This window comes from Cellulomonas sp. Y8 (assembly GCF_008033115.1).
GTDB lineage: Bacteria > Actinomycetota > Actinomycetes > Actinomycetales > Cellulomonadaceae > Cellulomonas.
This window is the reverse complement of the sequence record NZ_CP041203.1, coordinates 1,024,923-1,049,027: the sequence shown is the minus strand read 5'-3', so window position 1 is coordinate 1,049,027 and position 24,105 is coordinate 1,024,923. Positions and strand designations below refer to the sequence as shown.

At 75.8% G+C, this 24,105-nt stretch carries 23 protein-coding genes, 2 pseudogenes and 1 riboswitch; of the genes and pseudogenes, 7 read left to right on the top strand and 18 right to left on the bottom strand.

Features of this window, described 5'->3' with window-relative positions; all coding sequences use genetic code 11:
- Nucleotides 1-15: 15 nt before the first annotated feature.
- Nucleotides 16-879 (bottom strand): formyltetrahydrofolate deformylase, encoded by an 864-nt coding sequence (gene purU / locus FKM96_RS04700; RefSeq protein WP_147794259.1) that lies wholly within the window; start codon nucleotides 877-879, stop codon nucleotides 16-18.
- Nucleotides 880-1,014: 135 nt separating this feature from the next.
- Between purU and FKM96_RS04695 the strand changes: the two genes are divergently transcribed.
- From FKM96_RS04695 to FKM96_RS04685, 3 genes are all read left to right on the top strand, one after another.
- Nucleotides 1,015-1,521: a GNAT family N-acetyltransferase gene (locus FKM96_RS04695; RefSeq protein ID WP_147794258.1), complete on the top strand. Its 507-nt coding sequence runs from the start codon at nucleotides 1,015-1,017 to the stop codon at nucleotides 1,519-1,521.
- A 61-nt stretch (nucleotides 1,522-1,582) separates the two neighbouring features.
- A riboswitch (ZMP/ZTP riboswitch) is annotated at nucleotides 1,583-1,670 on the top strand.
- Nucleotides 1,671-1,734: 64 nt separating this feature from the next.
- Entirely contained in the window at nucleotides 1,735-3,024 is a 1,290-nt protein-coding gene (glyA, locus tag FKM96_RS04690; protein WP_147794257.1) for a serine hydroxymethyltransferase, read from the top strand.
- 13 nt (nucleotides 3,025-3,037) lie between these two features.
- The gene (locus tag FKM96_RS04685) at nucleotides 3,038-3,916 is read left to right on the top strand and encodes a bifunctional methylenetetrahydrofolate dehydrogenase/methenyltetrahydrofolate cyclohydrolase (RefSeq protein ID WP_147794256.1); all 879 of its coding nucleotides are present in this window, start codon (nucleotides 3,038-3,040) and stop codon (nucleotides 3,914-3,916) included.
- 429 nt (nucleotides 3,917-4,345) lie between these two features.
- On the opposite strand, the gene FKM96_RS22125 is transcribed toward FKM96_RS04685, so the two are convergent.
- The 3 genes and pseudogenes from FKM96_RS22125 to FKM96_RS04675 all read right to left on the bottom strand — a co-directional run bounded on the left by FKM96_RS22125 (nucleotide 4,346) and on the right by FKM96_RS04675 (nucleotide 6,625).
- Entirely contained in the window at nucleotides 4,346-4,504 is a 159-nt protein-coding gene (locus tag FKM96_RS22125) for a hypothetical protein (RefSeq protein WP_371300493.1), read from the bottom strand.
- A 79-nt stretch (nucleotides 4,505-4,583) separates the two neighbouring features.
- Nucleotides 4,584-4,895: pseudogene (locus FKM96_RS22120) on the bottom strand (cysteine hydrolase); the annotation flags it as partial.
- A 146-nt stretch (nucleotides 4,896-5,041) separates the two neighbouring features.
- Complete coding sequence (locus FKM96_RS04675) at nucleotides 5,042-6,625, bottom strand: cytosine permease (RefSeq protein ID WP_147794255.1); 1,584 nt, start codon at nucleotides 6,623-6,625, stop codon at nucleotides 5,042-5,044.
- Between the two features lie 115 nt (nucleotides 6,626-6,740).
- Here FKM96_RS04675 and FKM96_RS04670 point away from each other — a divergent pair, with 115 nt between their 5' ends.
- Nucleotides 6,741-7,550 carry a phosphotransferase gene (locus FKM96_RS04670; RefSeq protein ID WP_168216883.1) on the top strand — a complete coding sequence of 270 codons (810 nt, stop codon included), beginning with the start codon at nucleotides 6,741-6,743 and terminating at the stop codon, nucleotides 7,548-7,550.
- Nucleotides 7,551-7,595: 45 nt separating this feature from the next.
- On the opposite strand, the gene FKM96_RS04665 is transcribed toward FKM96_RS04670, so the two are convergent.
- Together FKM96_RS04665 and FKM96_RS04660 are read right to left on the bottom strand one after the other, a co-directional pair.
- Nucleotides 7,596-8,405 carry an ABC transporter permease gene (locus FKM96_RS04665; protein WP_246855202.1) on the bottom strand — a complete coding sequence of 270 codons (810 nt, stop codon included), beginning with the start codon at nucleotides 8,403-8,405 and terminating at the stop codon, nucleotides 7,596-7,598.
- Entirely contained in the window at nucleotides 8,402-9,337 is a 936-nt protein-coding gene (locus FKM96_RS04660; protein WP_147794253.1) for an ATP-binding cassette domain-containing protein, read from the bottom strand. The genes FKM96_RS04665 and FKM96_RS04660 overlap by 4 nt, the downstream gene beginning before the upstream one ends.
- 86 nt (nucleotides 9,338-9,423) lie before the next feature.
- Here FKM96_RS04660 and FKM96_RS04655 point away from each other — a divergent pair, with 86 nt between their 5' ends.
- Both FKM96_RS04655 and FKM96_RS04650 read left to right on the top strand, forming a co-directional pair.
- Nucleotides 9,424-10,713 (top strand): TetR/AcrR family transcriptional regulator, encoded by a 1,290-nt coding sequence (locus FKM96_RS04655; protein ID WP_147794252.1) that lies wholly within the window; start codon nucleotides 9,424-9,426, stop codon nucleotides 10,711-10,713.
- Between the two features lie 58 nt (nucleotides 10,714-10,771).
- Nucleotides 10,772-11,584 carry an exodeoxyribonuclease III gene (locus FKM96_RS04650; protein WP_147796921.1) on the top strand — a complete coding sequence of 271 codons (813 nt, stop codon included), beginning with the start codon at nucleotides 10,772-10,774 and terminating at the stop codon, nucleotides 11,582-11,584.
- Nucleotides 11,585-11,606: 22 nt separating this feature from the next.
- On the opposite strand, the gene FKM96_RS04645 is transcribed toward FKM96_RS04650, so the two are convergent.
- Both FKM96_RS04645 and FKM96_RS04640 read right to left on the bottom strand, forming a co-directional pair.
- Entirely contained in the window at nucleotides 11,607-12,833 is a 1,227-nt protein-coding gene (locus FKM96_RS04645) for a hypothetical protein (RefSeq protein ID WP_147794251.1), read from the bottom strand.
- Between the two features lie 68 nt (nucleotides 12,834-12,901).
- Nucleotides 12,902-14,215 (bottom strand): MFS transporter, encoded by a 1,314-nt coding sequence (locus FKM96_RS04640; protein WP_147794250.1) that lies wholly within the window; start codon nucleotides 14,213-14,215, stop codon nucleotides 12,902-12,904.
- Nucleotides 14,216-14,271: 56 nt separating this feature from the next.
- Here FKM96_RS04640 and FKM96_RS04635 point away from each other — a divergent pair, with 56 nt between their 5' ends.
- On the top strand, nucleotides 14,272-14,832 hold the full coding sequence (locus tag FKM96_RS04635) for a transcriptional regulator (protein ID WP_147794249.1): 561 nt from the start codon (nucleotides 14,272-14,274) through the stop codon (nucleotides 14,830-14,832).
- A 4-nt stretch (nucleotides 14,833-14,836) separates the two neighbouring features.
- Here the strand turns inward: FKM96_RS04635 and FKM96_RS04630 are convergent, their stop codons facing one another.
- The 10 genes and pseudogenes from FKM96_RS04630 to FKM96_RS04590 form a co-directional block, all read right to left on the bottom strand.
- Entirely contained in the window at nucleotides 14,837-16,039 is a 1,203-nt protein-coding gene (locus FKM96_RS04630) for an ABC transporter permease (protein ID WP_147794248.1), read from the bottom strand.
- Nucleotides 16,036-16,854: an ABC transporter ATP-binding protein gene (locus tag FKM96_RS04625; protein ID WP_147794247.1), complete on the bottom strand. Its 819-nt coding sequence runs from the start codon at nucleotides 16,852-16,854 to the stop codon at nucleotides 16,036-16,038. The genes FKM96_RS04630 and FKM96_RS04625 overlap by 4 nt, the downstream gene beginning before the upstream one ends.
- Nucleotides 16,851-17,879: an efflux RND transporter periplasmic adaptor subunit gene (locus FKM96_RS04620; RefSeq protein WP_147794246.1), complete on the bottom strand. Its 1,029-nt coding sequence runs from the start codon at nucleotides 17,877-17,879 to the stop codon at nucleotides 16,851-16,853. Before FKM96_RS04620 ends, FKM96_RS04625 begins: the two co-directional genes overlap by 4 nt.
- Nucleotides 17,880-18,136: 257 nt before the next feature.
- Nucleotides 18,137-19,400: pseudogene (gene galK / locus FKM96_RS04615) on the bottom strand (galactokinase).
- A gap of 5 nt (nucleotides 19,401-19,405) precedes the next feature.
- Entirely contained in the window at nucleotides 19,406-19,672 is a 267-nt protein-coding gene (locus FKM96_RS22115) for a hypothetical protein (RefSeq protein ID WP_371300492.1), read from the bottom strand.
- Nucleotides 19,645-20,223, bottom strand: a complete 579-nt coding sequence (locus tag FKM96_RS04610) for a DeoR/GlpR family DNA-binding transcription regulator (RefSeq protein WP_371300491.1) — start codon at nucleotides 20,221-20,223, stop codon at nucleotides 19,645-19,647. Before FKM96_RS04610 ends, FKM96_RS22115 begins: the two co-directional genes overlap by 28 nt.
- Before the next feature lie 104 nt (nucleotides 20,224-20,327).
- Nucleotides 20,328-20,612, bottom strand: a complete 285-nt coding sequence (locus FKM96_RS04605; protein ID WP_147794245.1) for a PspC domain-containing protein — start codon at nucleotides 20,610-20,612, stop codon at nucleotides 20,328-20,330.
- Between the two features lie 301 nt (nucleotides 20,613-20,913).
- On the bottom strand, nucleotides 20,914-22,080 hold the full coding sequence (locus FKM96_RS04600; RefSeq protein WP_147794244.1) for an Mrp/NBP35 family ATP-binding protein: 1,167 nt from the start codon (nucleotides 22,078-22,080) through the stop codon (nucleotides 20,914-20,916).
- A gap of 62 nt (nucleotides 22,081-22,142) precedes the next feature.
- Nucleotides 22,143-22,751, bottom strand: coding sequence for a DUF1003 domain-containing protein (locus tag FKM96_RS04595; protein WP_147794243.1), 609 nt, complete (start codon nucleotides 22,749-22,751; stop codon nucleotides 22,143-22,145).
- Entirely contained in the window at nucleotides 22,744-24,087 is a 1,344-nt protein-coding gene (locus FKM96_RS04590) for a magnesium transporter MgtE N-terminal domain-containing protein (RefSeq protein ID WP_147794242.1), read from the bottom strand. Before FKM96_RS04590 ends, FKM96_RS04595 begins: the two co-directional genes overlap by 8 nt.
- Nucleotides 24,088-24,105: the final 18 nt, after the last annotated feature.

The window sequence follows — 24,105 nt, the reverse complement described above, 5'->3', positions numbered from 1 at the left end:
AGTATCAGACCCCGCTCAGCGGAAGACGATCGTCCGGTGCCCGTCCAGCAGCACCCGGTGCTCCGCGTGCCAGCGCACGGCCCGGGCCAGGGCCCGGCGCTCGACGTCCTGGCCCAGCGCGACCAGGTCGGCGACGCCGCGGGAGTGGTCCACGCGCTCGACGTCCTGCTCGATGATGGGGCCCTCGTCGAGGTCGCCGGTCACGTAGTGCGCGGTCGCGCCGATGAGCTTCACGCCGCGGTCGTGGGCCTGGGCGTAGGGGCGCGCGCCCTTGAACGACGGCAGGAACGAGTGGTGGATGTTGATGACCCGCCCGGCCAGCGCGCGGCACAGGTCGTCGGACAGGATCTGCATGTACCGGGCCAGCACGACGAGCTCGACGTCCAGCTCCTCGACGAGCTCGAGCAGCCGCGCCTCGGCGGCCGCCTTGGTGTCCTTCGTGACGGGCACGTGGTGGAACGGGATGTCGTAGAACGCGGCCAGGTCGGCGAGCGCGGTGTGGTTCGACACCAGGCCGACGATGTCGATCGGCAGGCCCTCGGACCGCTGCCGGAACGCGAGGTCGTTGACGCAGTGCGCGGCGGTCGAGCCGAGCAGCAGGGTGCGGATCTTGCGGCCGGCGACGTCCAGCGACCAGTCCATGGAGAACCGCGGGGCGAGCGCGGCCAGCGCCTGCTCCAGCTCCTCGCGGGTCCGCTCGGCGGCGACCTCGACGCGCATGAAGAACAGCCCCGACAGCGGGTCGCCGAACTGCTGCGACTCGGTGATGTTCCCGCCGTGCTCGGCCAGCAGCCCCGCGACGGCGGCCACGATGCCGGGCTGGTCGGGGCAGGACAGCGACAGCACCCAGGAGGTGGCCGCAGGGGTCGAGGTCGTCACGCAGGGGAGGGTACCCGCGCGCGACGCGCGGCGGCCCGGGGCGTCCGCGGGCCGGAGGTGTCCACCGGGTGGAATCCGGGCGACATCGGGACCTCCGGGCTGTCGACCTCGCGCACGTCCTGAGACGATGGGGGCATGAGCGACACCGAGGTGACCATCCGGCCCATCGCCGACGCCGACGCCGGCGAGCTCCTGACGCTGCGCCGCGCCGCGTTCGTCACCGAGGCCCAGCAGTACGACGACCCGCACATCCCGCCGCTGACCCAGACCCTGTCGGAGCTGCGCGCGGACCTCGCGGCCGAGGGCGTCGTCACGCTGGGCGCCTGGGCCGGTCACCGCCTGGTCGGCTCGATCCGCGTCGTGCTCGAGGGCAAGAAGGCCACGCTCGGCCGGTTCGCGGTCGCGCCCGACCAGCAGGGCCACGGCATCGGGACGCAGCTGCTGCTCGCGATCCTGCCGCACCTGCCGGAGGACGTGGAGGAGATCTGGGTGTTCACCGGGCGCGACTCGGTGCAGAACCTCGCGCTGTACGAGAAGCACGGCTACACGCACGAGCACGACCAGACGGTCGGGGACCTCACGTACGCGTACCTGCGGCGGATCCTCGGCGAGGCCGACGCGGAGGCGCCCGCCTCGGCGTGAACCCGGTCCCGCGACCGGTCCGCGGACGGCCCGTCCCGCCCCGGCGGCGACGTTGCTAGGCTGACCCGGTCGCGACTGGCGCACAGGTGGGTCACCACCGGGGAGCGACGCAGCAGCACGACGTCGGGTCGGACGCCTGGGCCCCGCGGTCACCCCACACCATCGATCGGTGTGCGGTCGACAGACCGCGCCCGCCGACTGCCGAGGAGACGCATGAGCGCCGAGAACACGCCCCTGCTCGACCAGAACCTGTCCCAGGTGGACCCGGAGATCGCGGCGGTCCTGGACGGGGAGCTCGCCCGCCAGCAGGGCACGCTCGAGATGATCGCGAGCGAGAACTTCGTCCCGCGCGCCGTCCTGCAGGCGCAGGGCTCCGTCCTCACCAACAAGTACGCCGAGGGCTACCCGGGCCGCCGGTACTACGGCGGCTGCGAGCAGGTCGACATCGCCGAGACGCTGGCGATCACCCGCGCGAAGGAGCTGTTCGGCGCCGAGCACGCCAACGTCCAGCCGCACTCCGGCGCCACCGCGAACGCCGCGGTGCTGCACGCCCTCGCCAACGCCGGCGACCGCATCCTGGGCCTCGAGCTCGCGCACGGCGGCCACCTGACGCACGGCATGAAGATCAACTTCTCCGGCAAGCTCTACGACGTCGGCGCGTACGGCGTGAACCCGGACACCTTCCTCATCGAGCCCGAGGCGATCCGCGAGGCCGCGCTGAAGCACCGCCCGGCCGTGATCATCGGCGGCTGGTCCGCCTACCCGCGGCACCTCGACTTCGCCGCGATGCGCGAGATCGCCGACGAGGTCGGCGCGAAGCTCTGGGTCGACATGGCGCACTTCGCCGGCCTGGTCGCCGCGGGTCTGCACCCGTCGCCCGTGCCGCACGCGGACGTCGTGTCGTCCACCGTGCACAAGACGATCGGCGGCCCCCGCTCGGGCTTCATCCTGAGCCGCGAGGAGTACGCCAAGAAGATCGACTCCGCCGTGTTCCCGGGCCAGCAGGGCGGCCCGCTCATGCACGTCATCGCCGCCAAGGCCGTGTCGTTCAAGATCGCCGGCGGCGAGGACTTCAAGGCCCGCCAGCAGCGCACCATCGACGGCGCCCGGATCATCGCCGACCGGCTGGTGTCGCCCGAGGTGGCCGCCGCGGGCGTGTCCGTGCTGACCGGCGGCACCGACGTGCACCTGGTGCTCGTCGACCTGCGGAACTCGCAGCTCGACGGCCAGCAGGCCGAGGACCTCCTGCACGACGTCGGCATCACGGTGAACCGCAACGCGGTGCCGTTCGACCCGCGCCCCCCGCGCGTCACCTCCGGCCTGCGGATCGGCACCCCGGCGCTCGCGACCCGCGGGTTCGGCGACGCCGAGTTCACCGAGGTCGCGGACATCATCGCGTCCGCGCTGACCGCCGGTGCGTCCGCCGACGTCGAGGGCCTGCGGGCGCGGGTGGCCAAGCTGGCCGACGCGTTCCCGCTGTACCCCGGCCTGCAGCAGTACTGACCGGGGCCGCGACATGACGGCGAAGACGCTCGACGGCAAGGCCACGGCCGCCGCGATCAAGAGCGAGCTCAAGGAGCGGGTGGCGGCCCTCGCGGAGCGCGGCATCACGCCCGGGCTCGGCACGCTGCTGGTGGGGCAGGACCCGGGCTCGGTGTCCTACGTCGCCGGCAAGCACCGGGACTGCGCGGAGGTGGGCATCGCCTCGATCCGCGAGGACCTGCCCGCCGACGCCTCGCAGGAGGACATCGAGGCCGCGGTCCAGCGGCTGAACGAGGACCCGGCCTGCACCGGGTTCATCGTGCAGCTGCCGCTGCCGCGCGGCATCGACACCAACCGGGTGCTGGAGCTCGTCGACCCCGACAAGGACGCGGACGGCCTGCACCCGACCAACCTGGGCCGGCTGGTTCTCCGGGTCAACGAGGAGATCGACTCCCCGCTGCCCTGCACGCCGCGCGGCATCATCGAGCTGCTCACCCGGCACGGCGTCTCGCTCGCGGGCGCGGATGTCACGGTCATCGGGCGCGGCACCACGGTCGGGCGGTCCATCGGGCTGCTGCTGACCCGGCGCGCCGTGAACGCCACGGTGACGCTCACGCACACCGGCACGGCCGACCTCGGCGAGCACACCCGGAACGCCGACGTGATCGTGGCCGCCGCGGGCGTGCCGGGGATCCTCACGGCCGACCTGGTGAAGCCGGGCGCCGTGGTGGTCGACGTGGGCGTCTCGCGGGTGTCGGACCCCGAGACGGGCAAGAGCCGCATCGCGGGCGACGTGGACGCCGGCGTGGCCGAGGTGGCCGCGTGGGTGTCGCCGAACCCCGGCGGCGTCGGGCCGATGACGCGCGCGATGCTGCTGGCGAACGTCGTGGAGTCCGCCGAGCGCCAGGCCTGAGTCGCACGCACCGTCGACGCCCGGGTGGGCGCCCGGCCCCACGGGGTCGGGCGCGCCCCGGGCGTCGCGCTGCCGGCGGCGCGTCACGCCGGCGCGGTGTCGTGAGCGTGAGGTCGGCACATCGGGACGAGGTCGTCACTGGTTCCCACCGACGTCGCTCGGTTGTGACGACCTCACGCGTCGCCCGCCGAGGTCGGCGGTTGCGGCCACGGCGACCGGTGCGGAACCGACGACCTCGGGGCGGAACCGCCGACCTCGCGCGGGTCTGGGATGCGGCGGGCGCGCGAGGCCCGCCGCGTGGTGCAGCGCGGTGTTCGCGTGTTCGGCGCGATGGCGCGACCTGGACGGCCGGCGGGACCGGCGCGACCGCTGCGACCGGTGCGACCGGCGCGGCCGGTGCGGCCGGTGCGGCCGGCGCGGCCGGGGACGTCAGGCCGGCGGGGCCGTGGTGGTCGCCAGGATCGCGCTCGCCGTGGTCGCGTCGATCACGTCGGCCAGCGGGGCGTAGAGGCGGATCGCGTCCAGGGCGCGGGCGTGGCTCGCGTCGTCGGCGCCCGCGCACGCCTCCGCCACCACGCGCACGGCCACGCCGGCGTCGGCCGCCGGGGAGCGCCGTCGACAGCACGCAGCAGTCCGTCGAGACGCCGGCGAACAGCATGGTGTCGCCCGGGCGGAGGTGCGCCGCGAGGTCCGGGCCCCACTTGCCGAACGTCGTCGCCGTGACGACGGACGACGCCGCGGCGAGGTCCGCCAGCTCCGGGACGATCGCGTACGCCGGGGCGTCCTCGGGCTGCAGGGCGAACGGCCAGTCGGCGTAGTACGCCACCCACGCACCCTCGGGGTGCTCCGGGGCGACGAACCGCGTGAACACGGTGCGGTCGGCGCCGGCCTGCTCCGCGAGGGCGCGGACGACGGGCAGCGCCTCGACGAACCGCGGCGCGGCCCACGGGCTGCCCGGGTCGGCGAACACGGGCTGCATGTCGATCACGACGAGCACCGCCCGCCCCGGCGTCGCGCCGGCCGGGCCGTGCTCGCCGGCCGCTGCCGCGCCGTGCTGGTCCACCGCCGCGCCCCGCTCGCCCGCCGACGCCGCGCCACCCGCGTCCTCGTGCCCCTGCCCGGCCGTCACCGCGTGATCCCCAGGTCGGCGCCCTCATCCGAGCCCGCGCCCGCCCGCACCGCGCCGGCCGTCGGCGGCAGCGCCTCCTGCCGTCGCACCGCCCCGCGCCGCAGCAGCACCGTCCCGAGGAACCCGACGGCCAGCGCCACCAGCACCCCGAGGTTCGCGTAGGCCCACGCGCCCTCGGTCCCGCCGAGCCCGAACGGCCCGAGCAGGTACCCCTGCCAGGAGAGCCACCCGGCCGACGCGTTGGTGACCAGGCCCCAGCCGAGGACGGTGCCGAGCGCGAGCAGCGTGAGCGGCACCCCGGCGGCCCGTCCGTAGCGACCCCGCGGGTCGAACAGGTCGAGGTCGTCGTAGTCGCGCCGGCGGAGCAGGACGTCGGCGATCATGATCCCCGCCCACGCCGCGATGGGGACGCCGAGGGTGATGAGGAAGCCCTGGAACACGCCGAAGAAGGTGTCGGAGCCGAACACGATGTACACGGTCCCGAGCACCATGATCACGCCGTCGATCCCGGCGGCGACGGGCCGCGTGATCGGCAGGCCGGTCGAGACGAGCGCGAGGCCCGACGAGTAGATGTCGAGCACGGCCCCGCCGATGAGGCCCAGCACCGCCACGACCGCGAACGGCACGAGGTACCAGGTCGGCAGGATGGTGGTGAGCGCGCCGATCGGGTCGTCGCTGATCGCCGCGCGCAGCTCCGGGTCCGAGCCCGCCAGCAGCAGACCGAACAGCAGCAGCACGACCGGCGCGAGCGAGGCGCCGAACGTGGTCCACCCGACGACGCCGCGCCCGGAGGTGTGCCGCGGGAGGTACCGGGAGTAGTCGGCGGCCATGTTGACCCAGCCGAGCCCGAACCCGGTCATCATGAACACCAGCGCCCCGATGAACGCCTGGGCGGTGCCGGACGGCAGCGCGGTGACGGCGGCGGTGTCGACGTGGTCGAGGACGAGCAGCACGTAGCCGACGGTCAGCACGGCGGTGACCACGGTGATGACGGTCTGCATCCGCATGATCAGGTCGAAGCCGAACACGCCGCCCGCGATGATGAGCGCCGCGACCACCACGAGGGCCACGACCTGGACGCCGGTGCCGCCGCCCCAGCCGAGCGCCTCCACGACGGTGGCCGTGGCGAGGGTGGCCAGCGCGGTGAGGATCGTCTCCCAGCCGACGGTGAGCAGCCAGGACAGCACGGCGGCGACCCGGTTGCCCTTGACGCCGAGCGCAGCGCGGGACAGCACCATCGTCGGGGCGGACCCGCGTTTGCCCGCCAGCGCGACGACCCCGCAGAGCAGGAACGAGAACACGATGCCGACGACGCTCGCGACGACGGCCTGGGTGAAGGACACGCCGAAGTCGAGGACCCACGCGCCGTAGGACAGGCCGAGCACGGACACGTTGGCGGCGAACCACGGCCAGAACAGCTGGCGCGGGGTGCCCTTGCGGTCGCGGTCGGCGATGACGTCGACGCCGGCGGACTCGACGGCCAGCGCGCGGCCGGGCGGCACGGCGCCGCCGGGCTCGGCGTCGGGGCCGGGCGCGGGGACGGGGCCGGGCGCGGCGCCCGCCGGGGGAGGGACGGTCATGCGACCCATCCCACCACCGCGGACGCCCGCGGTCACCCCCTGGGTGGCGTCCTGGGGACGACGCCCGGCGCGGCGGGGCTGCCACGATGGTCCGGTGCGTCCGGGAGGAGGGCTCGTGGACGAGGTGATCGCGGCGGTGCTCGGGCCGGGCGCCCGGACGACCTCGGCGCTCGCCGGTGCCGGCGGTGCGTCGGTGCGCGCCGTGACGGGCGCCGGCGGCGAGGCCCTCGTCGTGAAGACCGCGCCTGCCGGTGCCGCGCCCGACCTGCTCCGGGCGGCGCGGGCGCAGGAGTCCGCACGGGCGGCCGGGGTGCCCGTGCCACGCACGGTGGCCGCGCGGGAGGTGGCCGGGACGCAGGTGCACGTGACGGAGCGGGTCGTGGGGCGCGGGTGGTCCGAGGTGCATCCGCACGCGGGCGACGCGGTCCGGCGGGCGGTGCTGGCCGAGCTCACCGAGGTCCTCGCGCGCCTGCGGGCGGCCGTGCAGCCGGGGTTCGGCGAGCTCGACGCCCCGGGGGAGCCGGAGCGGGACGCCCTGCGCGAGCGGACCCGTCGGCGGGTCCCCGCCGGGTGGCGGCTGGACGCGGCCGAGCGTCTGCTCGACCGGCACGGCGCCCTGTTCGACGGGGGCGCGGGTGCGGTGCTCGTCCACGGCGACCTGCACCACGGCAACGTGCTGGTGCGGCCGGACGGTCCCGGGTGGCGGCTGGCGGCGGTGCTCGACTGGGACAGCGCGTGGGCCGGTCCCGCCGACGCCGACGCGGCGCGGGCCGCCCTCTGGGACGGGATGCCCGGAGCGCCCGACGGCGCCGACGGACGCGCGGCGGTCCAGCAGCTGCTGTGGTGCCTGGAGTACCGGGACGAGGGCGCCCGGCACCGCGCGGACACCGCGCGGCTCGCGGCGCGTCTCGGCGTCGTGCTGTGACGTCGGGGACCACCGGCACGGTGCGCCGGCGGTCCCCGACGCGCGTCAGCGCGCCGCGCGCCGCCGGAACAGCCAGGCCGCCGTGAGGCGCGCGACCACGAGCAGCCCCGAGCACCACGCCAGCGCCACGAGCGGCTGCCCGCCCGGCGCGCCGACCAGCCACGCGCGCACGGTGTCGGTCACCGGCGTGACGGGCTGGTACGTCGCGATCCACTCCAGGACCCGCGGCATGGACTCGGGCGGGACGAACGCGCTCGACACGTAGGGCAGGAACATGATGGCGAAGGTGAAGCCGTTGGCGGCCTCCGGCCCCGACGACACCATGCCGATGCAGACGGCCGTCCAGGTGAGGGCGAGCACGTACAGCAGCACGAGGCCGGCGGTCGCGAGCCACTGCGCGAGTCCGGCGGTCGGCCGGAACCCGGTGAGGTAGGCGACGCCGACGACGAGGACCGTCGACACGGCGTTGCGGACGACGGACTCGACGACGTGGCCGGTCAGCGCGGCGACCGGGCGCACCGGGAGGGTGCGGAACCGGTTCATCAGGCCGCCGGTCATGTCGGACGCCACGGAGACGGCCGTCGTGGCGGCGCCGTAGCCCGCGCAGAGCAGGATGATGCCCGGCACGACGTAGTCGACGTAGGCGGCCTGGTCGGTCTGGATGGCCCCGCCGAACACGTAGACGAACAGCAGCATGAGGATCACCGGCAGGGCGATGCCCATGATCAGGGTGTCGGGGGTCCGCAGGGACCGGCGCAGGCTCCGCCCGATCATCGCGGCGGTGTCCTGGAGCGCCCACCCGCCGGCGGGCGGGCGCGTGGCGGTGCGCGTGGGCGCGAGGGCGGTGGCGGTCACGACGCCTCCCGGGTGAGCAGGTCCGCGGCGTCGGGCGCGGGCGCGTCGGTGGCCGGGACGGCGTCCGCCGGGCGGCCGGTGAGGGTGAGGAACACGTCGTCGAGCGTGGGCACGGCGACCCGCCAGGACTCGACGGGCAGCCGGCGGACCTCGACGTCGGCGAGGATGCGGCGCACGTCCGGCACGGAGGCGTCGGTGGCGACCCTCTCGGTCCGCCCGCCGGCCAGCTGCAGCTCGACGTGCGCGGCGCCGACCTCGCGCTTGAGCTCCGTGCCGGTGCCCTGCGCGATGACCCGGCCGTGGTCGAGCACGGCCACGCGGTCGGCGAGGGCGTCGGCCTCGTCGAGGTACTGCGTGGTCAGCAGCACGGTGGCCCCCTGCGCGACGACCTCGCGGATGACGGCCCACAGGTCGGACCGGCTGCGCGGGTCGAGCCCGGTGGTCGGCTCGTCGAGGAACAGCACGGCCGGGCGGGTCAGCAGCCCGACGGCGAGGTCGAGGCGTCGGCGCATCCCGCCGGAGTAGGTGCGGACGAGCCGGTCGGCGGCCCCGACCAGGTCGAACAGCTCGAGGAGCTCGTCGCCGCGGGCCCGCCCGACGGCCCGCGGGAGGTGGGCGAGCCGGGCCATGAGGCGGAGGTTCTCCCGGCCGGTCAGCAGCTCGTCGACCGCCGCGTACTGGCCGGTCAGGCTGATCGCCTCGCGCACGCGGTCGGGCTCGCGCACGACGTCGTGCCCGGCGACGGACGCGGTGCCGCCGTCGGGACGCAGCAGCGTGCTGAGGATCTCGACGGTGGTGGTCTTGCCCGCGCCGTTCGGCCCGAGCAGCGCGAGCACCTGGCCCTGCGGGACCGCGAGGTCGACGCCGGTCAGCACGGTGGTCGACCCGAACGCCTTGCGCAGCGCCCGGGTCTCGATCATCGGGGTGTCCATCGCCGGCTCCTTTCTGTCTACGTCGTACACGGATGGTGCGGTGTGTATGTTGTACACAGTTGATCCGCCCACGGTCAAGGAGCCCGATGCAGCCCGACGACGAGCGGCCGGCCGACCCGGACGCGACCGCCTCCGACCCCGCCGACCCGGGCGACCCGGACGCCCGCAAGCACGCCGAGGCCCTGCGGCGCGACCGGGAGAAGGCCGAGCGCGCCGCGCAGAAGGAGGCCGCCCGGGCCGAGAAGGACCGGGAGCGGGCCCGCAAGGACGCCGAGAAGGCGCAGCGCGACCGCGACCGCGCCGCCCGCGCGGCCGAGAAGGAGGCCGAGCGGCTGCGCGCCGAGCAGGAGCGCGCCGTCCGCGAGGTCGAGCGCGAGGCCGACCGCGCCGAGCGCGAGGCGCAGCGGGCCGCGCTCGACGCGCAGCTCGCGGCGCAGCGCGCTGCCCGGCAGGTCGAGCGGGCGCGGCTGCGCGCGCTCGCGGCGCGGGAGCCGGGCGAGGCGGAGGCGGGCCCGGACCTGCCTCCCGGACTCGCCGTGCTCTGGCGCCCGGCCCCGGTCGGGCGCCGCGGCCCGCGCCCGGGGTTGACGGTCGCCGGGATCGCGGAGGCGGCGATCGCGCTGGCCGACGCGGACGGGCTGGGCGCGGTGTCGATGGCGCGGGTCGCGGAGCGGCTCGGCGTGACGACGATGGCGCTCTACCGGTACGTGTCGAGCAAGGACGACCTGCTGGCCGTGATGCTCGACGCGGCGCTCGCCGAGGCGGTGACGGCCGCGGGCGGGCCCGGGGCGGGCGGGCGCGGCGCGGGCGACGCTGCCGGCGCCGCGGCCCCCGACGGCATCCCGGCCTGGCGGGCCGCGCTCGAGCGCTGGTGCGCCGACCAGCTCGACCTGGCCCGGCGGCACCCCTGGGCGGTCCAGACCCCCGCGGCCGCGGCGCTCCCCGGTCCGGCGCGGGTGGCGTTCCTCGAGCGCGGGCTGCGGGCGCTCGACAGCACGCCGCTGAGCTGGTCGGAGCGGACGGCGGTGGTCGGCCGGCTGTCGCTGCACATGCTCGCCGAGGGGCAGGTCGTCGCCGCGGAGGCGCAGGCGGAGCGGGCGTACGCGGCCGCGCAGCAGGCCGACGGCAGCACCCCGGGGCCGGCCGCGCACCCGGCGCTGGTCGACTACGCCTCCCTGCTGCGCGCGGTGACGGACCCGCAGGAGCACCCCGTGCTGGCGCAGGCGCTCGACGCGGGGGCGTTCGACGCCGACTCCGTCGCCGAGGACGACGACGGCCGGCCGGACTGGGGGCTGCGGCTGGTGCTCGACGGCGTGGCGGCGGTGGTGGCCCGCGCCGAGGCGCGCGAGGCGGCGCGGGCGGCCGGGGCGGGGTGACGCCGGCGGCCACCGGGGCGGTCCGTGCGTGTCGGTGGCATGAGGTTGGATGGTCCGCGTGCTGACGGTAGCGAGCGTGAACGTGAACGGGATCCGGGCCGCCTTCAAGCGGGGCATGGCCGACTGGGTCGGGGCCCGCCGGCCGGACGTCCTGCTGCTGCAGGAGGTGCGCGCCTCGGACGAGATTCTGGGCGACCACCTGTCCGCGGCGGACTGGCACCTGGCCCACGAGGCCAGCGAGACCAAGGGGCGCGCGGGGGTCGCGATCGCCTCGCGGCTGCCGATGCGCGCGGTGCGGATCGGGATCGGGACGGGCGTGCCCGCCGACAGCGGACGCTGGGTCGAGGCCGACCTCGAGCTGCCCGCCGCCGACGGGGCGGAGCCGCGGGTGCTCACCGTCGTCTCGGCGTACGTGCACTCGGGCCAGGCCGGCACCCCGAAGATGGACGAGAAGTACGCGTTCCTCGACGTCGTGACCAAGCGGCTCGCCGAGCTCGCGGGCGAGGGCGCGGACGTGGTCGTCGCGGGCGACCTCAACATCGCGCACCGCGAGGTCGACATCAAGAACTGGCGCGGCAACCGCAAGGCGGCCGGCTTCCTCCCCGAGGAGCGGGCGTACCTGGACACCTGGTTCGACGAGCAGGGCTGGCGCGACCTGGGCCGCGAGCACGGCGGCGAGGGCCCGGGCCCGTACACGTGGTGGTCCTGGCGCGGGCAGGCGTTCGACAACGACTCCGGCTGGCGGATCGACTACCAGCTGGCGACGCCGTCGCTCGCGGACCGCGCCCGGACGGTGGAGATCGACCGGGCCGCGACCTACGACGCGCGGTTCAGCGACCACGCCCCGGTGGTCGTCACCTACGACGTCTGACCCGTGCGGCGGCGCCCCGGGATCACCCGGCGTGCGCCGCCTCCCACGCCTCCGACGGCGAGCCCGGTCGCCCGCCGTGCATCGACACGACCGTCCCGGTCGCGTCGGCGGTCAGGTACGCGTCGTAGTACTCGTCACCGACCCAGAGGTGGAACTCGACCGGGGTGGTGACCGCCGGGTCGGTCGCCCGCCGCACGAGCACGGACGGCCCGTCGGGCGCCGTGATCCCGGTCAGGTCGGGCACCTGCGCGACGAGCGGCTCGACCAGCGACCAGTCGACGGCGGTCACGTCGAACAGCTCGCCGGGCAGCTCGGCGGGGTCGGGCTGGATCGTGGCGGCGCCGTCCCGGGCCGCCTCCCCGTCCCGCCAGGTGTACCGGTCGGTGGTCGGCGAGCCCGGGGCGGTGAGGCCCTCGGCGACGATGTAGTCCCCGTAGATCCCGACCTCGGTGAACTGGGTGCCGCCCGCCACCGCGGCCAGGTCGTCGACCGCCGGGCGCGTGTGCGCCGCCGTGAACAGGTCGACCGGTGGAGCGGTCTCGGTGTCGGTGACCGGGCCGCTCGCCGCGCCGGCCTCGGCCTGCACCTCCTCGAGCGGCGTGCCCTGCACCAGCGCGAGCGCCTCGTCGCGGACGGGCCAGACCCGCGCGCCGAACCCGACCAGCGCGAGGACCAGGAGCAGCACCGCCGGGATCCGGATCAGCCCGCGGCGGTCGCGGCCCCGCGCGGGTCCGGCCTCCCAGACCGGTGCCTCGGGCAGGTCGCGGACGTACGTGTCGCGGTCGGCGATCTCCTGCCAGCCGGCGGGGGCCGGGTCGAGCAGCGCGACGTCGGGCCGCTCGGCGTCGAGCTGCGCCACCACGACGACCGCCCCGCGCTGCAGCCCGGGCAGCCGCCCCAGGTTCACGATGCTCCGCGTGGTCGTGGTGTACGCGGGGCGGGTGCGGGAGGCGACGACGAGCCGGATCTCGCACAGCGGCTGGTCGTTGATCGTGGTGCCGGTGGCCCGGGTGTCGAGCACCTTGGCCAGGCTGACGCGGTTCTCGCGGAGCGCGGCCTCGACGTCCTGCGGGCGGGCGTGCCGCGACCCGGCGAACGTGCGCCCGATCGACACGAGGACCATCAGCGGCACCATCACCCCGAGGGAGACGCCGAACGCCCACTCCCACCCGGCGTCCAGGTCGGCGACCCGGAGGACGACCGAGGCGACGAAGAACCCGATGACGGCGGAGAGCAGCAGGCGGAGCACGGACCCCACTCTGCCCAAGTTGCCCGAAGCATCTCAAACCGGGCGTGTCGCTGACGTGCGGGAACGCGTCACTCCGGGGTGGGCGCGCCCGGCAGCTCGCGCATCCGCAGCAGCGGCGAGAGCAGCACCGGCAGCGCCGCGACGACCGCGCCGGCGGCCCCCACCCACAGCGTGGTGGTCGCGCCGAAGGTGTGCCCGAGCCAGCCGCCGAGCAGCCCGCCGATCGGCGTCGTGCCCCACACGATGAACCGCACCGAGGCGTTCATCCGGCCGAGCAGCGGCGGCGGGCACACCCGCTGCCGGAAGCTCACCTGGGCGACGTTGTAGACGACGACCGCGAAGAAGAACAGCGCCCCGCCCGCGATGAGCGTGGCCTGCGGCGGGAACGGCAGCACCGCCGCGAGCGGGGTCAGCGCGGCGCCCGGCGCGAACGCCAGCGCGGACAGGGGGATCACCCGGCCCTCGCCGAACCACCGCACCAGCCGGTCGGAGGCGACGGCACCGAGCAGACCGCCGACGGCCGAGGCGGACAGCACGGTGCCGTACGCGGCCTCGTCGAGCCCGAGCGTGCGGAGCGCGAAGATCACCGTGACCGCGCCCGCGGCGGCGGTGAACAGGTTGCCGATCGCGGTGCAGGCCACGATCCGGCGGAGCAGCGGCTGCCGGACGACGAAGTGCCACCCCTCCGCGATCTCCTCCTTGAGCGGCCGGCGGTGCTCGCGGGGCGGCAGCTCCTCGACCTTCCGGATCCGGGACAGGGCCAGCGCGGACACCAGGTAGGTCGCGACGTTCACCGCGAGCAGCACGGGGGCGAGCACGACCCGCAGCAGCGCACCGCCGATCGCCGGCCCCGCGACCTGCGCCACCGACTGGGTGGCCTGGAGCTTCGCGTTGCCCTCGCCGATGTGCGCGAGCCCGACCAGCCCGGGCACGTACGACTGGTGCGCGACGTCGAAGAACACCGTCGCGACGCTCATCACCAGCGCCCCGGCGTACAGGACCGCCATCGAGGCGTGCCCGGTCAGCGCGAGCACCACGACCACCGAGAGCGCGGCGGCCCGGACCAGGTCGGCCGTGATGAGCACCCGGCGCTTGCGCATCCGGTCCACCCAGGCGCCGGTCGGCAGCCCGATGACGAGGAACGCCGCGGTCTCGGCGGCGGTCAGCAGGCCCATCTGCCACTCGGTGGCGTGCAGGTCCCGCACCGCGAGCACGGGGAGCGCGATGCTCGTCAGCTGGAAGCCGAGCTGGCCGAACGCGTCGCCGGCCCAGAGCCGCCGGAAGTCCGGGTGCCGCGCGAGCGAGCGCCGCCTGCCGGGCGGGTCCGGCTCGACGGGCGCGGTGCTGCCGAGCGGCGGGCCGGCGGGTGCGGGGGTCGACATGGCACCAGGGTGGCGTGACTGATTGGGAGAAGTCAATCAGTGATTAGGATCGGAGCATGGCACCGGCCCCCGACCCCGCGTCCGAACCCCAGGCCGGCCCCGAGGCGCGTCCCGAGGGCACCGCCGGGCTCGACGCCGACGCCCGCGCGCTCGCGTCCACGCTGCGGCTCCGCATCCTGCGGATGTGCCTGGACGAGCCGCTGACCAACCGCGAGCTCGCCGACCGCCTCGGCAAGAACCCGGCGACCGTGCTGCACCACGTCCGCACGCTGGTCGACCGCGAGTTCCTCGCGGCCGACCCGGTGCGCCGCGGCGCGCGGGGCTCGCGCGAGGTGCCCTACCGGGCCACCCGGAAGTCGTGGCGCGCGCCCGACTTCCCCGGCAAGTGGCAGCTCATGCTGTCGACGTTCGTGGAGGAGGTCGCCGAGGCGGACCCCGAGTCGGTGCGGATGACCCGGCTCGGGGTCCGGCTCAGCGCGGCGGAGCACGACGAGCTCATGTCCCGGGTGGACGCGTTCTTCGGCGAGCTGGCCGCGCGCCGGCCGACGCCGGACGGGCGCCCGTACTCGATCCTGTTCGCCCTGCACGAGGACGCCGGCCGGCTCCCGCGCGGGTAGCCGCTCAGTACCGGATCGCGTCGATCACCTTGACCCGGACCGCCCAGACGGCGGGCAGCAGCCCGGCCAGCGCGCCGACGCCCGCGGCGCAGGCGAGCCCGGTGAGCGCCGCCGACAGCGGGAACGGCGGTCGGTCCTGGAGGACGGTCCCGAACATGCGGTCGACCGGCAGCAGGTCGAGCGCGACGACGGCCAGGGCCACCCCGACCGCACCCGCGACCAGCGTCGCGACCACCGACTCGAGCAGCACCCCGAAGAACACCCGGCCCGACGTGGCGCCGAACGACCGCCGGATGCCGATCTCCCGGATCCGCTGCCGGACGGTGACGAGCGCGATGTTGAGCAGCCCGAGGCCGCCGAGCAGCAGGGCGAACCCGCTCACCGCGAGCACCACCCAGCGCGAGGCGGCGTCCAGCACGGCCGGACTGCCCTCCGACGTGTACGCGTCGACCTGGTACCCGGGCAGCGCCGCGGTCAGGTCGGCGGTCACCCGCTCGCGCAGGGCGTCCACGTCGGCGGGCGGCACCCACAGCTCGAGGGTCGGCGGCTGGGAGCCCTGGCCCCAGGGGTCGACCGCCAGGCCCCAGCGGTCGGCCTGGTCGAACAGCACCGTATACGTCGGCGCCTCGTCGGTGTACTGGTTCGGCACCACCCCGATCACCTCGGCCGTGACGGGCTGCTGGCCCTGCAGGACGACGGTGGGGTGCCCGGACAGGTCGTCCGCGCCGAGCGCGGCGAGGAACGCCTCGTTGACGACGAGCGTCGGCGAGAGCCGGTCCGCGTCGCCCGGCACGAAGTACCGGCCCTCGGCGGGCGTGATGCGGTGGATGATCCCGTACGCGGGGTCGACCATCTGGCCGTTCAGCACCTGCGCGCCGCCCGGCAGCTCGGCGGCGACCTGGCCCCAGGTGGTGCGCGACGCGTAGGTCACGGCGTACCGGTCGACGACGTCGAGCATCGCGGCGGACGCGGCCGAGCCGTCCGCCGTGCCGGTCATCGAGAACGCGGAGACGCTGATCGTGGTCTCCCGGCCGTTCCACCGCTCGGTCTGCTCGCGCATCGCCTGGCCGAGCATGTCGACGGCGGCGGTGACGCCGGTGATCGCGGTCACCGCCGCCGCGACGCCGATCAGCGACAGCAGCACCCGCAGCTTGTGGACCCGCAGCTCGTCCCAGGCCTCGACGAGCGCGCCGGCCAGCCCGGTCACGCGGCACCGCCGGGGAGCGCGGGGCGGTCGGCGCCGGCGCCGACGGCGGCCGGCGTCCCGTCGGCGGTCGCGCCGAGCGTGGGGACGTCGCCCACCCACTCCGCGAGCGACCCGGGCCGGTCGGGGGCCACCAGCGTCACCGGCACCAGCACGCCGTCCGCCAGCCGGTAGTGCCGGCTGGACCGCGCGGCGACGGCGAGGTCGTGCGTGATCGTCACGAGCGCCGCACCGGACTCCCGGGCGATGTCGTCCAGCAGCGTCATCACCGCGCCGCCGGTGTCGACGTCGAGGGCGCCGGTCGGCTCGTCGGCGAGGATCACCCGAGGCCGGCGGACCAGGGCCCGGGCGATCGCGACGCGCTGCTGCTCGCCGCCGGACAGCTTGTCGGGCAGGTCGTCGAGCCGGTCGCCCAGCCCGACGCGCTCGAGCATCTCGGCCGCGAGCCGGTTCCGGGACCAGAACTGCCGGCCCCGCGCGTACAGCAGCGGCGCGGCGACGTTCTCCAGCACGGTCCGGCCGGTCAGCAGGTTGAACTGCTGGAACACGAACCCGAACGACGCCCCGCGCAGCCGCGCCCGCCGGCGGCCGGACAGCCGACGGGTGGAGGTGCCGTCGAGCAGGTACTCGCCCTCGGTGGGGGAGTCGAGCAGCCCGAGCAGGTTGAGCAGCGTCGACTTGCCGGTGCCGGAGCGCCCGACCACGGCGACGTGCTCGCCGGCGTCCACGCTCAGCGTGACGCCGCGCAGGATGTGCAGCACCCGGTCGTCGGCCAGCCGCACGGACCGGGTGACGTCCGTCAGCTCCAGGAGGCTCATCCGCCGCACACGTTCGGGTCGGCCGTGGCGGGGTCGGTGCAGTCGACGTCGGTCAGGCTTGACACCGGTGCGTACTCCAGGACGGTGTCGCCCTCGGCCAGCCCCTCGGCGATCTGCACCTGCTTGCCGTCGGTGAGGCCCAGGACCACCGCACGCTGCTCGCTCGCGCCGTCCGCGCCGACGACCCACACGTTGCCGTTCTGCACGGAGCCCTGCACGGCCGTCACCGGCACGACGAGCGCGCCCTCGGCGGTGCCGTTCACGATCTCGATGTCCGCTCCCAGCCCGGGGAACGCGGTGACCTCGGCCGGCACCGCGCAGGAGACGGTCCCGGAGGTGGAGGCGCCGGCGTCGGGGGACTGCGGGTCCGCGGGCTCGTCCTGCGCGGCAGCCCCGATCCGCAGCCCGGTGCAGGTGAACGGCGCGGGGCCGCCCTTGAGCGTGACGGTGGCCTCGCCCGGCGCGTCGACCAGCCGGTACTGCTGGTCCGGGGTCAGCGTGCCCTGGACGGACAGCGTGCCCGGGGTGACGGTGCCGACGGAGTCGCCCACGGCCACGACCTGGTCCTTCAGCACCGAGAGGCGCAGCGTCCCGGCCGTGCCCGCGAGCACCGTCTGCCGGGTGACCTTCGGCTTGTTCTCGGTGACGGTCTGCATCCCGGTCTCGGGGTCGGTGGTGACCGTGGGGTCGACCGGGGTCTCCGAGCGCAGCTCGAGCACCGGGGTGTCGGCGGCGACCGCCTGCCCGTCCTGGGCGAGCAGCCGGTGCACCGTGCCGGCGAGCGTCGCCCGCACCGGCTTCGGCGCGTCCGCGACCACCGAGGCGGAGACGGTCACGGCGTTGGTGACGGTGCCGGTGGTCACCTGCACCTGCGGCTCGGTGACCTGGGCGGACGGCTGCAGCGGGTCCTCCGCCGCGGACACCCGGTCGGCGCCCGCGAACGCGATCTTCGCGAGCGCGACGGCGATGACCGCCCACAGGACGATGCGGATCGCGGGGAACACGATCCGGCGCGTGACGCCCACGGCGCCTCCTCCGGTCCACGCGCGCGGTCCGGGGTGCCGCACGCTATCTCGCGGCGAACGCTACCGCGCGAAGCGGACTACCGGGGCAGGTTTCGGCCCCCGACTTCCCACGAGCACGAACGGGACGCCCGCGGCCCGCGCCGTCGCGCGCCGAGATCGGTGCTCCGGGCCGAGATCGGTGGTCCGGAGCACCGATCTCGGCGAGAAGCACCGATCTCGGCGAGAAGCACCGATCTCGGCGAGGGCCCGGCGTGGGGTCAGGCGGCCGGGGCGCTCGCCGTGGCCACCAGGAACGCCGGCGCGTGCAGGCCCTCGGCCGCGAACGCCGCCGCGACGGCCGCCGCCACGGCGTCCACCGCGTCGGCGCGCACCAGCGCGATCGCCGAGCCGCCGAACCCGCCGCCGGTCATCCGGGCGCCGAGTGCGCCGGCCCCCCGCGCGGACTCGACGGCGACGTCGAGCTCGCGGCAGGACACCTCGTAGTCGTCGCGCAGCGAGGCGTGCGAGGCGTCCATCGCCGACCCGACCTCCTCGACGCGGTCGTCGTCGAGCAGCCCGACGAACTCCTCGACGCGCGCGATCTCGGTCACGACGTGCCGGACCCGGCGCACCAGCACCTCGACCTCGTCGCGGCCCTCGCCGACCGGCCCGGTGCCGTGCGCCAGTGCGGCCAGCGCGTCGCCGAGCCCGTCCAGGTCGATCTCGCGCAGGGTCGCGATCCCGAGGCGGGACGCGGCCTCCTCGCACGCGGCGCGGCGGGCGGCGTACTGGCCGTCGACGAGCGCGTGCTCGGCCTTGGTGTCGATGACGAGCAGCGCGAGGTCGTGCGCCGACAGGTCGAACGGCACGTGCCGGGTCGACCCGTCGCGGCAGTCGAGCAGCAGGGCGTGGCCGGCACGGGCGCGCAGCGACACCGCCTGGTCCATGCCGCCCGTGCTCGCGCCGGCGATCTCGTTCTCCGCGCGGATGCAGGCGTCGGCCAGCGCGGCGCGCCCGGCGTCGTCCGGCGCGTCGGCGGTGCCCGCGAGCCCGAGACCGTACAGGGCGTCGAGCGCGACGGCCGCCGCGCACTCGAGCGCCGCGGACGAGGACAGGCCCGCGCCGTACGGGACGCACGAGTCGACCGCGACGTCGAAGCCGCCGACCTCGTGGCCCGCCTGGCGCAGGGCCCAGGCGACGCCGACGACGTAGGCGGGCCAGCCGCTCACCGCGCCGGGCGCGACCTCGGACAGCGCGACCTCGCGGACGCCGGTGCTCTCCTGCGCCGACACCAGGCGCACGGTGTCGCCGTCGGTGCGGCGCACGGCGACGTAGGTGCGGGTGGGGGAGCGCGAACGGCAGGCAGAGGCCGCCGTTGTAGTCGGTGTGCTCGCCGATGAGGTTGACCCGGCCCGGCGCGGACCAGGTGCCGTCGGGCTCGGCGCCGAACCGGTCGGCGAACAGCGCGCGCACGCGCTCGGCCCCCGCGGCGGGCTCCCAGGCCCCGACCCACACCGGGGTGTCCTCGTGCTGCTGCTCCATGCGCGTCATCGCTCCTCGGGCTGGTGGTCGGTCGGGGTGAGCAGCGCGCAGCCGGCGTCGGCCAGCACCGCCCGGGCGGGTTCGGGGAGGCCGGCGTCGGTGACGACGACGTCCACCTCCTCCAGGGGCGCGATCCGGGCGAGCCCGACCACGCCCCACTTCGTGTGGTCCGCGAGCACCGTCACCGCGGCCGCGCACCGCAGCAGGGCGCGGTCGGTGGCGGCCTCGGCGAGGTTCGGGGTCATCAGACCCGACTCGTCGAGCCCGTGCACGCCGAGGAACAACCGGTCGACACGCAGCGTCGCGAGCGCGGTGTGTCGGCGACGGGACCGACGAGGGCGTCGGACGGGGTGCGGCTGCCGCCGGTGAGGATCACGTCGAGAGCGCCGCCCGCCGCGCCCGCCGCCTCGTGCAGCGTCCGGGCGACCGGCAGCGAGTTGGTGACCACGGTCAGCGGCCGCAGCGCGGGGTCGGCGGCGATCTGCTGCGCGAGCAGGTGCACGGTCGACCCGGCCGACAGCGCGACGGCCTGGCCGGGCTCGATGGTGCGGGCGGCGAGGGCGGCGATGTCCCGCTTCTCGGCGGTCGCCCAGGTGCTCTTCTCGGCGAAGCCGGGCTCGTCGGTCGGCCGGCCGGGCCCGCCGTCCGCGGCCACCGCCCCGCCGTGCACGCGGCGCACGAGGCCGGCGCGGTCGAGCTCGGTGATGTCGCGGCGGACGGTCATCTCGGAGACGTCGAGCTGCTCGACCAGGTCGGCGACCCGGACGGCCCCGTGGGCGCGCACCTCCGCGAGGATGCGGTCCTGACGCTGGCTGGCGAGCACCGCGACAGTATCCACCAGGACCGCACACGAACCAACATGCCCACGCGCGGCGCGGGGTGGCGGCGCACCGCGGGTCGGAGGGACGCCCGCGGTGCGCCGCCGGCTCAGGCGGCCGCGGCGGCCGGCGCGAGGGGGAACGCCCGCGCGTACGCCTCGGGACCGTGCCACCGCTCGACCCACGACTGGTGCGGCAGGAGGACCCAGAGCAGCGGGTACAGGAGCACCGGGGTCCCCGGCAGCACGACCAGCACGATCAGCGCGAGCCAGCGCATCGGCCAGTCGCCGATGCCCGCACGCCGCGCGAGTCCCGCGCACACCCCGCCGAGCACCCGGCCGTCCCGGGGCCGGACCAGGCCGTGCCGCCACATGAAGCCGTAGATCCCGTTCATCGTCGTCTCTCCTCCGGTCGGTTCTGATACCCAGAACACTCCCGGGGAGCGGGGGTGCGGCACATCGGGGGACGACCCCGGACCGCCCCTGAGATCGGCGCGGCCGGGGTCGGCCGGACGGGCGAGGCGGGCCGCCCTGCCGCGCCGGCCGCGGGTCGCCCGCTCGGACGAGCGGGGGTCCGTCCGCGGGGGGACGGCGCCGGGGCGCGCGACCACGGCCGTCGGACCGGGGGCGTGCGCGCGGCAGCGACCGGGGACGGATCCCGGTCGCGGACGGGACGCCCGGGAGCGCCCGGTGCGGTCAGCGGCCGACGGGCGTGAGGCCCAGCGACTTCCCCGCGAGGCCCCGCGACCGCGCCGTGAGCGCCGTCGCCACCCCGCGCAGCGCGACGGCGGCGGGGGAGTCCCGGTCCGTCAGCACGACCGGCGTGCCGCCGTCGCCCGCCTCGCGCAGCCGGATGTCGAGCGGGACCTGGCCGAGGACCGGGACCGTCGTGCCGGTCGACCGGGACAGCCCCTCGGCCACCCGCGCGCCGCCGCCGGACCCGAACAGCTCGAGCCGGGAGCCGTCCGGCTGCTCCAGCCACGCCATGTTCTCGACGACGCCGACGACGCCCTGCCGGGTCTGGGTGGCGATGGACCCGGCGCGCTCGGCGACCTCCGCCGCCGCGAGCTGCGGGGTCGTCACGACCACGAGCTCCGAGCCCGGCAGCAGCTGCGCGACCGAGATCGCGATGTCGCCGGTCCCGGGCGGCAGGTCGAGCAGCAGCACGTCGAGGTCGCCCCAGAACACGTCCGCGAGGAACTGCTGGAGCGCGCGGTGCAGCATCGGCCCGCGCCACACGACCGGCTGGCCCGGCGGGACGAACATGCCGATCGAGATGACCTTGACCTCGTGCGCGATCGGCGGGAGCAGCATCTCGTCGACCCGGGTCGGCGGCTGGGTGACGCCGAGCATCCGCGGGATCGAGAAGCCGTAGATGTCCGCGTCGACGACGCCGACCCGCAGCCCCTGCTGCGCCATCGCGACGGCGAGGTTGGCGGTGACCGACGACTTGCCGACGCCGCCCTTGCCGGACGCCACGGCGAACACCTTGGTCAGCGAGGTCGGCTTGCTGAACGGGATCACGGGCTCGGCGCCGCCGCGCAGCCGCTCGGTGAGGGCCGCGCGCTGCTCGGGGCTCATCACGCCGAGCGCCATCCGCACGTCCGCCACGCCCTCGACGGTCCGCACGGCCGCGGTGACGTCCTTCGTGATGGTGTCCCGCAGCGGGCACCCCGCGGTCGTCAGGTCGATGCCGACGGTGACGAGCGCGCCCGCCGCCGGGGTGGTGTCGACGTCGACCGACCGGACCATGCCGAGGTCGGTGATCGGCCGCCGGATCTCCGGGTCGAGCACCCGGGTGAGGGCCTCCCGCACGGCGGCGGCGACGGCCTCGGGGTCACGGGTGTCCAGCGCGGGCGACATGCCGTCCATCGTAGGTGCGCGCGCGGGGGCTCCGGCCGGGACCCCGGCGTCAGGCCTGCGGCTCAGCCCGTGGGCGTCCGCCCGCGGTCGTCCGCGACCGCCCGGCGGTCCCGGTCGCGGGCGCGGTCCGCGCGCCCGCGGTCGACCCGGTCGCGGACGGCGGCGTCGCGCGCCGTGTCCGCGGCGTCGTCCTCGGCCGCCTCGCGCTCCTCGACCAGCTCCTCGAGCAGGTTCCGCAGCTCGGACCGGACGAAGTCGCGCGTGGCGACCTCGGACAGGGCGATGCGCAGGGCCGCCATCTCCCGGGCGAGGAACTCGGTGTCCGCCAGGTTCCGCTCGGCGCGCTGCCGGTCCTGCTCGGCCTGCACCCGGTCGCGGTCGGTCTGGCGGTTCTGCGCGAGCAGGATCAGCGGCGCGGAGTACGACGCCTGCAGCGACAGCATGAGCGTGAGGGCGGTGAACCCGTTGGCGGCCTTGTCGAACCGCAGGTGCTCCGGGCCCCAGGAGTTCCAGACCAGCCAGGCCGCGCAGAACAGGCTCAGCCAGAGCAGGAACTTGGGCGTGCCCATGAACCGGGCGATGCCCTCGGAGACCTTGCCGAACGCGTCGTCCTCGAGCTTGGGCAGCAGGCTGCGGCGCGCGGTCTTCGGGGTGTCGAGACGGTCAGCCACGGCGGCCTCCCCTCGGGGTCGGGCGTGCCGCGGGGCGGGAGCCGCGGGCGCCGACGGCGGGCACCTCGCCCGTCGGGACGGGCTGCACCTCCTCGTCGGTCTCGCGCCAGTCCTCGGGCAGCAGGTGGTCGAGCACGTCGTCGACGCTGACGGCGCCGAGCAGCCGGCGGTCGTCGTCGACGACGGGGATCGCGAGCAGGTCGTAGGTCGCCAGCCGGCGGGTCACCGCGAGCAGCGGCGCGTCGGCGGGCACGGGGTCGATGTCGGTGTCGACCAGGGCGCCGATCGCCTCGTGCGGGGGCTCGCGCAGCAGGCGCTGGAGGTGGACGACGCCGATGAACCGGCCGGTCGGCGTCTCCAGCGGCGGGCGGACGACGAACACCATCGACGCCAGGGCGGGGGTGAGGTCCTTGCGGCGCACGTGGGCGAGCGCCGCGGCGATCGGCGTCTCGGGGCCCAGGACGACCGGCTCGGTCGTCATCAGGCCGCCCGCGGTGTTGTCCTCGTACGCGAGCAGCCGGCGGACGTCCCGCGCCTCCTCCGGCTCCATGAGGGCCAGCAGCTCGGCCTGCTGGTCGTCGGGGAGCTCGCCGAGCAGGTCGGCGGCGTCGTCGGGCTGCATCGCCTCGAGCACGTCGGCGGCGCGGGTGCGCTCGAGGTGGGACAGGATCGCGACCTGGTCGTCCTCGGGCAGCTCCTCGAGCACGTCGGCGAGGCGCTCGTCGTCCAGCGCCGCCGCCACCTCCATCCGCCGGGTCGAGCCCATGTCGTGCAGCACGTCGGCGAGGTCCGCGGGCTTCAGCTCGTCGTACTGCTGGAGCAGCAGCGCGGCGCCCTGCGCGTCGGCGGCGGTGCGGGCGAGCCCGGCGATCTCCTCGATGTCGAGCAGCTCGGGCACCCCGCGGCGGCGCAGCAGCCCGCCGCGCCCCGTGTGCTTGCGGACGAACACCTTGGCGACCAGCCAGTCGCCGTTGCGCTGGCGCTCGATCGCGACGTCCTCGACCGTCGCCGAGCCGGAGCCGTCGGCGAGCTGCACGGTGCGGTCGAACAGCTCGCCGACCACCAGCGTCTCGAACGGGCGCTGCTCGAACCGGCGCATGTTCACCAGGCCGGTCGAGATGACCTGGCCGGCGTCGATCGCGGTCACCCGGGTCAGCGGCACGAACACGCGGCGCTTGCCCGGCACCTCGACGACCAGGCCGACCGCGCGCGGGGCGCCCTTGGGGCGGAGCAGCACGACGACGTCGCGGACCCGCCCGACCTGGTCGCCGATGGGGTCGAAGACGTTGGTGCCGGCGAGGCGCGCGACGAAGACTCGGGTCCCGGTGCCGCTCACGGTGGTCAGCGTAGACGG